Source organism: Crocosphaera watsonii WH 8501, from assembly GCF_000167195.1.
Lineage (GTDB): Bacteria > Cyanobacteriota > Cyanobacteriia > Cyanobacteriales > Microcystaceae > Crocosphaera > Crocosphaera watsonii.
Genome location: NZ_AADV02000121.1, coordinates 1 through 12,750 on the forward strand (window position 1 = coordinate 1; position 12,750 = coordinate 12,750).

Here is a 12,750-nt window from a genome sequence, read left to right on the forward strand (position 1 = left end):
TCCTTTTTCTTGGAGACAATCCTTTTTTTTTACTTCTTTATCACTCTTGTGTATTTCTCTTTTTACTATTTTTTTATTGATTTTGTTTATCAATTCTCCATCAATTCTTTTCCTAAAATGAACTAGCATTGAAGATTCCAGTGGTGGCTCTTGTTGATAACAATTTAAACCTATAAAGTATTGTAGATAGGGATTTTCTCTAATCTGTTCTATAGTTTCTCTATCACTTGTTCCTAATTTTTCCTTAATAATTAATGTCCCTAATGCCATTCTAAATAGTTTGGCTGGCGCACCTTTTTCTGCTGAAAAAAGTTTAGCATATTCTTCCTCAAAATCATCCCAAGGTATCAACTCTGCCATGATTACCCAACGATTATTGGGGGACAATTTGCCCTCGAAAGGTAATTCAAATTTTTCTGGGGGCGGTAAAGGTTGCTCCTCTTTTCGATACATTTGTTCTTGACCAACAACTGGGAGGTGTTTCTACCAATTATAGCGGTTTGTAGCCGACAAAGCTGATCTTTTTTGCGATCGCGAATATGGGTGTAACCTTTTAAAGAATAGGGTTTTGCTTTTATTCAGCAAACCCTATTTAGCTCGAAAAATGTAGCGGGGGCATTCATCCGACATTGTAGGTAAGGTAAATCCCAAAGCAACAGGGGCCGAGGTTACAGTCAAATTAGATGCAGCAAAAATACCATACCCATCAGGTAATTCAATTGTCCCTTCGACTGTACCAGGGACTGCACCATCTTCATTACTGAAAGAGAAATTAAAAGTAGCAGCATTGGCTACATCAAACGCCCCCATAACAGTGATAACCGTAGATGCAGCTAGGGTGGAAGTTAAAGGCTTCAGATTTATCATCGATACTCCTCAAAACAAAGTTAAAATTCCAGACAATTTTTGACCTTATTAAGCCTAAAATTGACTTAAATAGGATTTTTACAATTAAATAAGTCCAAAAACGACACTATTTCCCCCCCTCTCGATTTGTCAAGTCTTTATAGCTATCTTAATAAAAATTTTAGATTTACCCTATTAGCGATCTCGAATAGATCCGCTTCGCTGCGCGCAGTCTTCCTTCATAGATAAGCAAGGCTTTTATATTATTCAAGTTTGCTTTTGAAATTCCTAATTTACATTCCGTTACTTGTAATAAAAATTAACAATTTATTGAGAATAATTCTTATTTGTAAACGAGTTCATAGGATTTTTGCGCTATACTCTAATTTTTATACTAGAGTTACTATATTCAATTTTTGCGAAAAACAGCCTCTAACTCTTATTCCGTCGTCAAAAAACTATTTTGATACTTCCGAGACACCCCCAAAATTAGCCCAAAAACGCCCCAAAATCAGAGACATTTTCTATATTTTTGTAACGACTAAAAAAATAAATTTGACAAAATAAGCTAAATATGGGGGTCTCTCATAATCGAGAAATGTCCATCTCAGGTTACAATAAGGTGAATTTTTGACCATATTTGTCTAGAGAGTTTATCATACTAGAAAGGAATCAGACTTAATTGATGAGTCAAGGAAAAGAGATGTTAAAAGCAGTCATTTTTGATTTTAATGGGGTGATTATTAATGATGAGCAAATTCATCAAGAATTAATCAACGAAATTTTACTAAGAGAAAATTTACGACCCGAACCCTCAGAATATCAAGAATTATGTTTAGGGAGAAGCGATCGGGCTTGTTTATCAGATATTTTATCTCGTCGTGGTAGAGTCGCATCTGATAATTATTTGGATGATTTAATTCAAGCCAAAACTCTGGCCTATCGACAAAGGATTGAATCTTTAGAAACATTGCCCATTTATCCTGAAGTAAAAGACTTTTTAAGCCATTTACAAGAGCATAATTTCAGAATTGGATTAGTAACCGGTGCATTACTCTCTGAGGTGCAATTTATTTTAGAAAAAGCCGAAATATTGAACAGTTTTGAAGTGATTGTTGGTGGAGATGAAATCAAGAAAAGTAAACCGGAACCCGACGGTTATTTATTAGCAGTTGAACGCTTTAATCAGTTAGATAATAGCCTACAATTGACTCCCAAAGATTGTTTAGTGATTGAAGATACACCGACAGGTATCGAAGCAGCAAAACGCGCTAAAATGCAGGTAGTTGGTATTGCGAATACCTATCCTTATCACTTTATGCAAAGACTTTCTAATTGGGCGATCGATTATTTTTCCGAGTTAGAATTAGAAAGAGTTGAAAAAGTGTTAACGTCATAAAATAGCGTCGTTAACCACTGGATTTAAGTTTTCATAATTAACTGAAACGACGAACCCATTGACGAAAATTTCTTAGTGTTTTTGTCTCTCCATCTTGTAAACTTTGCTGAAGGAAGGGGAGAAGTTGGGATAATTCTAACCAAGGAAAGGCTAAACTATATTGAGACTCTTGATAATCTTGACTATCATTATTGAAGATGAAACCCGTTAAATTATTCCCATTGTATCGCCAAATTTCAGCAACCCCTAAAGCAGCATAAATAGGCAACTTATTCAGAGAACTATTACTCATATCAATTTCTAAGACTAAATCAGGGGGTGGATCAAGATCAAGTGTAATATTCTGTTTTTGTCTGACAAGAGGTTCATTTTTGAGATAATAACAAGCATCAGGTTCAACCCCTTTTTTAATTATCTCTTTTTTTAACGTGAGTGAACCCATTTTTTTGATATTTAAGTCCATTTCATCAGCAATAATAGCAACTAAATCAGAAATAAAACATTTGCTATGTTCATGTTTTCCTAGTGGTGTCATAATTTCTAGGATTCCTTCATTATATGCTAAACAACTGGAACGATTATCACCTAATTCTTGGAGAAGCTGCTTAAAAGTTTCCCAGGTTATCTGATTGAGAATGACTCGATTTTCAGGAATAGTTATGGGGACTGTTTGCATCATAAGACATGAGGCGAAAAATAACCTACTTATCCATTTTACACTTATTATGGAATTAGATTGATGATAGTAGTATGGATATAATGGCGTATATAATATTATTGCCCACCCTAAAAACTGATAACTGATAACTGGTAACTGGTAACTGTTTAAGCTTCTCCTCCAACAACTACATCATTAATTCTTAAACTTGGTCCACCACAACCAACAGCTAAACCACTTTGTCCACCCTTACCACAACCTCCAGATTCATCCCAATAAAAATCATCTCCTATACCCTCAATATTTGCCAAAGTTTTAAACACATTCCCCGATAAAGTAACATCGCGAACCGGTTCACAAATCTCACCATTTCTAATCATCCATGCTTCCCCGGCACTAAAAGTAAACATCTCACCGTTGGTCATTCCTCCCAACCAATTTTTAGCATAAACCCCTTCTTTGATCTCCGAAAATAAATCCTTAACAGGTGTATTTCCTCGTTCGATCCAAGTATTAGTCATTCTTACCAAAGGAGGATAATGATAATTTAAACAACGAGCGTTTCCTGTGGGTTTTTCCTCTAATTTTCCGGCTGTTTCACGGGAATGTAAACGCCCCACCATCACCCCATCTTTAATTAACTGGGTGGTAGTTGCCGGCACTCCCTCATCATCGTAATAATAACTCCCTCGATGACCTTCTGGGGCTGCCCCATCAAAAATTTGTAGGGTATCTGGTCCAAATTTTCGCCCAAAACTCATCACCTCCAAAAGATCAGGATTTTCGTATAACATATCAGCTTCTGAGAGGTGTCCAAAAGCCTCATGAACGAACAATCCCGTTAAAATGGGGTCGATCACCACCGTATAGCGATCGCCTTTCACGGGAGGCAAAACTAAGGCATTGACGGCACGTTTGGCCGCCCCTTCTACCTGTTCATCCAATCCCAATAAATCATCGTAACCTTGCCGTGATCCAGTGGTTTCCCGTCCCGTTTGTACCGTGTCCCCGTCCCTTGCAGTGGCTGAAAAACGCATTTCTAGATCCGCCCAAGATTGTTCGATTAAAGTGCCGTCTGAGGTAGCTAAAATAACGCTCTGATTGCTGTCTCCATAGCGCACTACGGTGGTGGTTATCTGGTGGTTTAAACCCCGTAGAATGGCGTTGTAGTGGTCACACAGAGCCTTTTTTTCGGCCAGGGGAACTTGTCTGGGATCTCGTCCCGTGAGGGGTAAATGACAACTGGTTTGGATAGGTGCAATGGCCGCTAATATGGTTTCATCTTCCCCCACCAATTTAGCCGAGGCGATCGCTTCTTCAATGCGTTGGGGTAGGGTGGATAACTGGTTAAAGGCAGCAAACCCCCATCCTCCTTTGTAACAAGCGCGCACTTGTCCTCCAGTAGAAATACCTTCGCTGAGGGTATCTACCTTGTCACCTCGTAGCATAATGCTGGTTCCTTGGGAGGTTTCTAAGCGAATAGCCAAATAATCCACGCGATCGCGGTTAAGAGCGATTAAATCGGTCAAAATGTTTTTATACTCAGCAAGATTAGTCATGGTTTGGGGTTAAAATTAACATCTAGGATCATTAAAATATTAATTAATAATGACGTAAATAGTAGCACGATAAATGTAGTCAGTTAAAACACGAGTAAATCCCACTAATTTTTGACTTTTTTTCTCACAAATTCCCAGATTAATATCGGAGTTATCTAACATAATTTTAATATCTGGAATTTGCCTATCATTACCCCACCAGGAAAGTTTATAAAGTTCACATAAATCCTCAATTTGAGCGGCATTAAATTGTTCAACAATTTCGTAACACATAATAGTATATATAGTAATCAGTTTAGAGAAGTTTTTGATTTGCTCACCTTACTATGTTACTCCATATAAGTAAAACTTATTTTTCTGTAAATAGATAAAATTAACAAGTTAGGTAAAAAGTTATAGATTAATGCAGACAGAATCAGCTATTCTAACAAAGGGACTGTATAGAAAAGGGTAATATTGTCCGTGCTAGACCTTAAACAGATACGAGAAACTCCAGACACCATACAAGCACTATTAAACCGTCGTAGTGCTTCGGATCAATACGATCTAACTCCTATTTTAGAACGAGATCGCACCACCAGGGAACTAGAATCGGTTCGCACTGAATTACAGGCCCGCAGTAATGAGATTGGTAAATTAATTGGACAGAAAATTAAAAGCGGAGTTGATCCCAAAGGAGAGGAAATTAAAACCTTAAAAGAAGAAGGAAATACCCTTAAAACTAAACTAGGTGAACTCGAACCCCAAGAAAGACAATTAAAAGCAGAAATCGAAGCATTATTATTAAAATTCCCGAACCTTCCTAGTGACTCTACACCTATAGGAAAGGATGAAACAGAAAATGTAGAAATTCGTAAATGGGGAGATGAATTTTTACCAAAAATAGAAATATTACCCCATTGGGAAATTGCCGAAAGATTAGGCATTTTAGAAGTAGAAAGAGCCGTAAAAATTGCTCAAAGTCGCTTCATTGCTTTAATAGGTGCTGGTGCAGCCTTAGAAAGAGCGTTGATTAATTTTATGTTAGATCAACAGATTTCAGCAGGATATTTAGAAGTAATGCCCCCCGTTTTAATTAATAGTGAAGCTTTGCAAGGAACGGGACAATTACCAAAGTTTGCCGAGGAAAGTTTTAAAGTTCCTGACGATGATCTATGGTTAGCACCAACCGCAGAAGTTCCTGTTACTAATTTGTACAGTAGCGAAATTTTAGAAGCAGAAAAATTACCTATAAAACACTGTGCCTTTACCCCTTGTTTTCGTCGTGAAGCTGGTAGTTATGGGAAGGATACAAGGGGACTAATTCGACTGCACCAATTTAATAAAGTAGAATTGGTTAAATTGGTTCATCCTGAGACATCAGAAGTAGAACATCAACAATTAGTCAAGGATGCAGAAGCAATTTTACAATTATTAAAATTGCCTTATCGAGTCTTAGAATTATGTACAGGAGACTTAGGATTTGGGGCAACAAAATGTTATGATTTAGAAGTGTGGTTGCCTTCTTCCAATAGTTATCGAGAGATTTCAAGTTGTTCTAATTGTTGGGATTTTCAAGCAAGAAGGGCAAATATTCGCTTTAAAGAAAAGGGTAAAAAAGGAACTCGATATGTACATACATTAAACGGTTCAGGTTTAGCTATTGGTAGAACAATGGCCGCTATTTTAGAGAACTATCAACAAGCAGATGGAACCGTGAAAATTCCTGATGTTTTGCAACCCTATTTAAGACGGGATATTTTATAGGTTGTAGGGTGGGCAATGCCCACCTGATCATATGATAAAATTAAACTATACTCTAAAAACTGACTTTGAAGCATTCTTGAAAACATGAACAACTTGGACTTACAGCAACAAATAACAGAAGAATTATCGACCATCACCGTTGATAACCTGAAAATTATTGCTGAATTTGTGAAATTTATTAAGCAGAAACAAGAAATCGATTTATTGGAACCTATTAATTATAGAAGAGCATCAGGAAGTTCAATTTTAAGTCATGCAGGTACATGGGAAGGAGATGATTTAGAAGAATGTCTTGAATTAATGTATCAAACTAGTGCAGCTTGGCGAAAGTAATCCACCAGATTTTTACAGAAACTTTCGTGACTAGCCACGACAATGTGTTTCAATGAAACTAACGGAAGAATCTCGAAGTTGATGTCCATGATAAAAGCATTGCCAATTAACCTCTCCAACCTACAGAAAACAGTACTCCAACAAATAGTGAGAGGGACAACAAACCCCTATCGCCTTGTTAGACGAGCCAAGCTAATCTTAGCCGCAGCATCAGGAGAGAGCAATAGTTCGATTAGTCGAAGATTAGAATTAGACCGAGTACAAGTGCGTCAGTGGCGATCGCGATGGTTTGAGGAGAGAGAAAAACTGAGTGCCGCCGAAGAACAACAGGTAACGGAGAAAGCATTAATGGTCTTGATCAAAGGAATTTTAAGCGATCGCCCAAGACCTGGAACAACAAAATCCTTTACGGTCGAACAAGTAGTCCAGATTGTAGCGATCGCTTGTGAAGAATGTGAAAAATCAGACAGACCAGTGAGCCATTGGACACCTTCAGAGTTGGCGGATGAAGCCATAAAAAGAGGAATTGTCGAAAAGATTTCCCCCCGTAGTGTGGGGCGTTTTTTAAAAAGAAGCGACATTACAACCACATCTCGTTCGTTACTGGTTAAATGCCAAAATTGATGATCCCTTAAAATTTAAAAAGCAAGTCAAATATATCTGTGAACTTCATCAAGAAGCTAAAACTTTGTTAGAACAAGGAATTCATTTAATTAGTACAGATGAAATGACAGGGATTCAAGCTCTTGAGAGATTATTTCCGAACAAAAGAATCAAGCCTAAACAAGTAGAAAAAATCGAATTTGAATATGAAAGACACGGAACTTTAAGCTTGATTGCGAACTGGGATGTGGCAAGAGGAAAAGTTGTTAGTCCCTCTATTGGACCGACAAGAACAGAACAAGATTTTTCTGAACATATCCAGAGAACGATTAAGATTGATGAAAAAGCAGAATGGATTTTTATTGTAGATAAACTCAACACTCATAAATCGGAAAGCTTAGTCAAATTAGTAGCAGAAAGCTGTGGAATTACTATTGATTTGGGAAGAAAAGGAAAGGAGGGGATTTTGCAATCTATGGACAGCAGAGCAGATTTTTTATCAGATGAATCTCATCGAATTCGCTTTGTTTATATTCCCAAACATACATCTTGGCTTAATCAAATTGAGTGTTGGTTTTCGATCTTAGTCAGGCGTTTACTCAAAAGAATTACTGTCCGTTCAACTGAAGAACTATCCCAAAAAATTCTCAATTTTATTGATTACTTTAATCAACATTTTGCTAAGCCGTTCGTTTGGAAATTTAAGGGCTTTAAAGATCATAAGTGACTGGTGGATTGTTTTTGCTAAGCTGCACTAGTACATTATTAAACACACCCAGTATGGCTATTCCAGCAGCTATTTATAGTTTACTGATGTTTCTAACTAGCGCAGGGTTTGCTTTCTTAGTACGTAATCGCAAGGTTATTTCTGTAAAATAAAGTTATCCCATTTTCATCAACTGAGACTACAGATGTTAACCCCTACTTTAGGAAACTGGTATAACACGAATACCTCTATCATAACTAGGGAAAGAAATGGTTAAGATTAGTTAATGTAGTTCAAATTGAGTTAAGATGATAAGGATTGTTACAAAATATAATGGTTAAGACGATTAAAACCATAGAAAATAAGCTATTTAAGAAGTAGATATACTTACTCCCTAGTATTTTTATTTAAAAAATTTAGTAAAGATGTGCGATGTCTTAGTGAAGTTAATCAAGGCATAATTGACACATAAGACAAATCTAGAGATGGAGTAAAGCAATGATCGGAACTTTTCAAAAAACTCTTTTAGAATATGTTGGAAGCGGCAAAGAAATAAAATATATTGCCAACTTATTAAAGTTATCTAAGCTACGTTTGACAGAGGAAGTAGAAAAATTAGAAAACTTAGGCTATTTAGGTGTAGCAACCCAACCTAACGGGGTTATTTCTTCTTGTTGGTTGACTGATAAAGGTTGGTCACATTTAGAAGAAGATTTCTAAAACCATAGTTAAAAAGCTATTTTTCAAGAATATAATCAAAAATACCGTATTTTTAGTCAATAACTGATCATGGGTTCTCAAATGCTCCCATGATTTCTGCTATAGCGTTTCTCGGACTCATGAGGCTTCGCCGTGAGCGCGACTCCGAACGGTACACCGAATATCGCGCCTCCGAACTCCTAAAACTAGAAAACTGTGTACCTCACAAGTATGAGAAGTGCTATATATATTAGTTTTAATAATTATCAACAAATAATTATGTTAATATTTCTCCTCCCATCAGCTTTTTATAGCGAGTTTCTAATTCTTTTTTCAGTGAAGGTAAACCCCCTAAATTTTTATCCGCTACGATAATTTTTTCGGCTGCTAATCTAGCTAATTCTAACACTTCTTGATCTTCCACTAAACTAGCTAAAGCAAAGTCTGGTAAACCTGATTGACGGGTTCCCAAAACTGTTCCCGGACCACGAAATCTTAAGTCCATTTCTGAGATAAAAAAGCCATCTTGGGACTGTTCTAATACACTCAATCTTTGCTTAGCATCGGGGGTTTTACTACTACTCATCAACAGACAATAAGACTTATGAGAACCCCTTCCTACTCTACCTCTTAATTGATGGAGTTGGGACAGTCCAAACCTTTCTGCATTTTCGATTAACATCACGGTTGCATTGGGAACATCCACCCCAACTTCTATGACAGTTGTTGAGACAATAATCTGATATTCATTATCTCGAAAAGCGGTCAATACTTCGTCTTTTTCGGCTGAACTCATACGTCCATGCAATAGTCCGATATTGAAGTCTGGAAACACCTTTTCTGATAGTTTTTCATGTTCCTCAACTGCTGCTTTTACGTCTAACTTTTCTGATTCTTCAATCATGGGAAAAATGATATAAACTTGTCTACCTTGCGCCACTTCTCTACGAATTAAATCATAAGCTTGGGTGCGTTCTTTTCCCGTTAGTGCTGTAGTTTGGATAGCTTGTCTTCCAGGAGGTAATTCATCGATTTGACTTACATCTAAATCCCCGTGTAAAGTTAAAGCTAGAGTTCGGGGAATGGGTGTAGCAGTCATAGTTAAAACGTGGGGAGATTTGCCCTTTGCTAATAGTTTAGCCCGTTGTTGTACCCCAAAGCGATGTTGTTCATCGATGACGACTAAGCCCAATTTTTGGAAGTTTACAGGGTCTTGAATTAAGGCATGAGTTCCCACTAATAGGGGTAATTCTCCTGTAATTAATTGACGATGTATTTCTTCTCTTTTCGCCTTTTTTGTAGAACCAGTCAACAATTCTACTGGTAAATATAACTGATTAAACCAAGGCACTAATTTACGATAATGTTGTTCTGCTAATACTTCTGTTGGTGCCATTAATGCAGCTTGATAACTAGATTGCAAGGCGGCTAAAATGGCAAATACAGCAACGATTGTTTTTCCAGCACCTACATCTCCTTGTACTAAGCGATTCATCGGTGTTACTGAGTTTAAATCTTCTAAAATTTCATTGATAACTTGTTGTTGTGCATTTGTTAAACTAAAGGGTAATATCTGATTAAACTGCTCAATTAATTTACCTTGAGGAGTAAAAACTGCACTATTATGAATTTGTTTCTGTTCTTGACGACGTTGCAAAAAACCTAATTGTAAATAAAAGAATTCATCAAAGACTAAACGCCGTCTGGCATGGGCTAATAATTCAGGACTTTCGGGAAAGTGTATGTTATTAATTGCTTCTTTTAATCCTATTAATCCATATTCTTCTCTTAAGATTCTGGGTAGGGGATCTCTGATTTGTTTAATAGCCTCTAAACTAGCAATAATAGCTTTGCGAATTAAATCAGCACCAACCCCTTCTGTTAAAGGATATACGGGGAAAACTCGACCAATTTTAAGGGAATCAATACTAGAACCTAAGCTATCTAATACTTCAATCTCTGGATTTTCTAAAGTTACCCCATAGCGGTTTTGTTTCACTAAACCCGATGCAGCTACCACCGCCCCCACGGGATAAAATCTTTTTTGTCTTTCTTGCCATCCCCTATTAGTAAATCTCGCACCAGCAAAAAAGCGATTTAGTTTAATTTGTCCGGTATTATCTTTTAAAATTAACTCAAAAATACTCAATTTTTTATTTTTGGGACTGGTAAAACAATTACAGCGTTTTACTGTTCCTACAATGGTCACTGTTTCCCCTGCAACTAAATGACAAATAGAAACTTGTCTCGCATAATCAATATGATCACGGGGATAATAAAATAGCAGGTCTTTGACTGTATATAAACCCAGTCTTTTTAATAAGTCTCCTCTAGAAGAACCCACTTCTGCTAAGGTACTTAAAGATTGATCTAAAGTAACAGGACGAAGTGACGATGTTTTATCTGTAATAGCTGTGGTTTTTGGTAACTTTGGCGATGGGGGTTCTGTTGGGGTTTCTAAGGTTGTTCTTAGTTCATGTAAAAATTGACGGGTTTGAGTAATTAAGGTTTTTCTTTGTGCTATAGTTAGGCTTGGATAATTAGCGTATTGTGTGGCTAAATCTTGCCAACGGCGGCGATCGCTAATAGGTGTCCCACTGGGAGGGCTTTGACCAAAACTAAAGCACAAAAATTCGTTAAATTTATATTGATTACCTTGTAAATTATTGAAACCTCTTTCCGCTTCAATAGAAAGAGCTTTATCTAAACGTATCCAGTCGGGGTTTTCTGTTGCCATGGTCATCTATGAAGTGAATACCTGGACTTTTTATTGTGCCACAATTGACACTATAGCACTACAAAAATTAGTTAGGACATTTTCTATCCCCTTAACTGTCCCAAACGAGGTACGAGGAATCTCCTTAACGTCCTAACCATAGGGAGCATCCCATTTTTGCAAAAAACTTATTCTTGGAGTTTGACGGGGAGACGGGGAGACGGGGAGACGGGGAGACGGGGGGAAATTCATCAGATCAACTATTATCAGTAAAGGACAAGAAAGCAACTTTGGGATGCTCCCTAACCATGATGGTTAGTGCTATATAACCGTTAAGCTAAGGTATGAAATTAAGAGGAGCTTAATAATATTAAGCTCCTCCTGAAATAAATAAATTTTAAAGTTGAGTCAATATCGACTTACTTAAGATTTAGCTGTTTTTTTAGCTGATTTTCCCTTATTTACTTTTTTCTTAAAGAAACCACCAAATCCTAAAGCAGCACCTGCACCTAAGATGGTTAAAGGTTCAGGAATTGCGGTAGGGTTTGTGTTTTGCCCTGTAAATAAAGCATCGGAAAAGGTCATATCATCAACTGAGCCACCTTCGGCGAGGATCTGTTGAACCGCTGCCACATTTGTGTTGTTAACTTGGAAAGTTAAATTACCTTCACCTGGATTAATGTTTTGGACTTTGGACAAAAAAAGTTTGTTAGCGTATATTTTACGCTAAACTAAAATCCCAAAATATCGGCTCTGTATCAGTCAATAAAATTGGCTGACAAATAGGGCTAATCTATAGATTCTGAGGAAAACTAAGGAGCTTTTAAGTTTTCAGTTGATTTTTTGCTCCCTTTCTTGATAACATCATGACGAGTTCGTGGGGCTTTTTTGTAACCTTTAATACGTCCGGAAGAAAAACCTCGACGTTTGGGAAATTTGGCGAAAGTCCCCAAGGTCGTAATTATTCTTGAAAAGTCTCTTTGAACTAGACTAGGGGTGATTTTGATGGATTTATTAGTCTTCAAATACTGTTCCCAATCACGGGGTAAAACCACAGCTAATTTTCTGGCAGCCCACAAATTTACATAAGAAAGAAGTGTTAGTTTAAACTAATTTTCTTCATGATGTACATCGGGAGTTAAATAAGATGTCATCAATAATCTTTGTTTACCAAATCGAAAAAGATGTTCCATGTCATAACGTTGTCGATAACACTGATAACAATCAACTAAACTTAACTCATCGCGCCGAGAACCAATAACAATAAGCCACATAGGTTTCCAAATACTATTTCTTTCTTGATCTCTGACAACAATCTGGAGTAAAGTAAAGGGGTGATTGTTCATTTTATAGTTTTTAGTTCCTCTCATTAACATCTGTTTCCATCCCGAAATAGTCACTGTTAATTGACGACCTTTTTTCGTGTAAAGGAAGGGATCCTGTAGATCGACTGCAGCAGCACCTGCCTGCCTCTTTGCAAACCAA

General features: G+C 37.0%; 13 protein-coding genes and 1 pseudogene. 6 read left to right on the forward strand and 8 right to left on the reverse strand.

The annotated features are described in order from the left end of the window. On the reverse strand, positions 1–453 hold a 453-nt coding region (locus tag CWATDRAFT_RS24365), incomplete at its 3' end, for an IS5 family transposase (protein ID WP_007307517.1). 135 nt (positions 454–588) lie between these two features. Then, positions 589–867 carry a hypothetical protein gene (locus tag CWATDRAFT_RS24370; RefSeq protein WP_007307516.1) on the reverse strand — a complete coding sequence of 93 codons (279 nt, stop codon included), beginning with the start codon at positions 865–867 and terminating at the stop codon, positions 589–591. Between the two features lie 682 nt (positions 868–1,549). Here CWATDRAFT_RS24370 and CWATDRAFT_RS24375 point away from each other — a divergent pair. Continuing rightward, positions 1,550–2,245 carry an HAD family hydrolase gene (locus tag CWATDRAFT_RS24375; protein ID WP_198139026.1) on the forward strand — a complete coding sequence of 232 codons (696 nt, stop codon included), beginning with the start codon at positions 1,550–1,552 and terminating at the stop codon, positions 2,243–2,245. A gap of 37 nt (positions 2,246–2,282) precedes the next feature. Here the strand turns inward: CWATDRAFT_RS24375 and CWATDRAFT_RS24380 are convergent, their stop codons facing one another. From CWATDRAFT_RS24380 to CWATDRAFT_RS24390, 3 genes are all read right to left on the reverse strand, one after another. Further along, positions 2,283–2,921 (reverse strand): Uma2 family endonuclease, encoded by a 639-nt coding sequence (locus tag CWATDRAFT_RS24380; RefSeq protein WP_021831205.1) that lies wholly within the window; start codon positions 2,919–2,921, stop codon positions 2,283–2,285. A gap of 149 nt (positions 2,922–3,070) precedes the next feature. Then, positions 3,071–4,462 carry a TldD/PmbA family protein gene (locus tag CWATDRAFT_RS24385; protein WP_007307514.1) on the reverse strand — a complete coding sequence of 464 codons (1,392 nt, stop codon included), beginning with the start codon at positions 4,460–4,462 and terminating at the stop codon, positions 3,071–3,073. A 39-nt stretch (positions 4,463–4,501) separates the two neighbouring features. Then, positions 4,502–4,735: a hypothetical protein gene (locus CWATDRAFT_RS24390; RefSeq protein ID WP_007312583.1), complete on the reverse strand. Its 234-nt coding sequence runs from the start codon at positions 4,733–4,735 to the stop codon at positions 4,502–4,504. A 189-nt stretch (positions 4,736–4,924) separates the two neighbouring features. On the opposite strand from CWATDRAFT_RS24390, the gene serS reads away from it, so the two are divergent. From serS to CWATDRAFT_RS24415, 5 genes are all read left to right on the forward strand, one after another. After that, positions 4,925–6,208 (forward strand): serine--tRNA ligase, encoded by a 1,284-nt coding sequence (serS, locus tag CWATDRAFT_RS24395; RefSeq protein ID WP_007307509.1) that lies wholly within the window; start codon positions 4,925–4,927, stop codon positions 6,206–6,208. 84 nt (positions 6,209–6,292) lie between these two features. Continuing rightward, positions 6,293–6,541, forward strand: coding sequence for a hypothetical protein (locus tag CWATDRAFT_RS24400; protein WP_007307510.1), 249 nt, complete (start codon positions 6,293–6,295; stop codon positions 6,539–6,541). A 42-nt stretch (positions 6,542–6,583) separates the two neighbouring features. After that, complete coding sequence (locus tag CWATDRAFT_RS24405) at positions 6,584–7,165, forward strand: helix-turn-helix domain-containing protein (protein WP_007303150.1); 582 nt, start codon at positions 6,584–6,586, stop codon at positions 7,163–7,165. A 64-nt stretch (positions 7,166–7,229) separates the two neighbouring features. After that, positions 7,230–7,871 (forward strand): transposase, encoded by a 642-nt coding sequence (locus CWATDRAFT_RS24410; RefSeq protein ID WP_007303468.1) that lies wholly within the window; start codon positions 7,230–7,232, stop codon positions 7,869–7,871. A gap of 477 nt (positions 7,872–8,348) precedes the next feature. Next, positions 8,349–8,570 (forward strand): helix-turn-helix domain-containing protein, encoded by a 222-nt coding sequence (locus tag CWATDRAFT_RS24415; RefSeq protein ID WP_021829058.1) that lies wholly within the window; start codon positions 8,349–8,351, stop codon positions 8,568–8,570. A 256-nt stretch (positions 8,571–8,826) separates the two neighbouring features. On the opposite strand, the gene recG is transcribed toward CWATDRAFT_RS24415, so the two are convergent. From recG to CWATDRAFT_RS36240, 3 genes and pseudogenes are all read right to left on the reverse strand, one after another. Further along, entirely contained in the window at positions 8,827–11,286 is a 2,460-nt protein-coding gene (recG, locus tag CWATDRAFT_RS24420; RefSeq protein ID WP_021829060.1) for an ATP-dependent DNA helicase RecG, read from the reverse strand. Positions 11,287–11,688: 402 nt separating this feature from the next. Then, complete coding sequence (locus CWATDRAFT_RS41980) at positions 11,689–11,964, reverse strand: PEP-CTERM sorting domain-containing protein (protein ID WP_007307512.1); 276 nt, start codon at positions 11,962–11,964, stop codon at positions 11,689–11,691. 113 nt (positions 11,965–12,077) lie between these two features. Further along, positions 12,078–12,750, reverse strand: a pseudogene (locus CWATDRAFT_RS36240) (NF041680 family putative transposase); the annotation flags it as partial.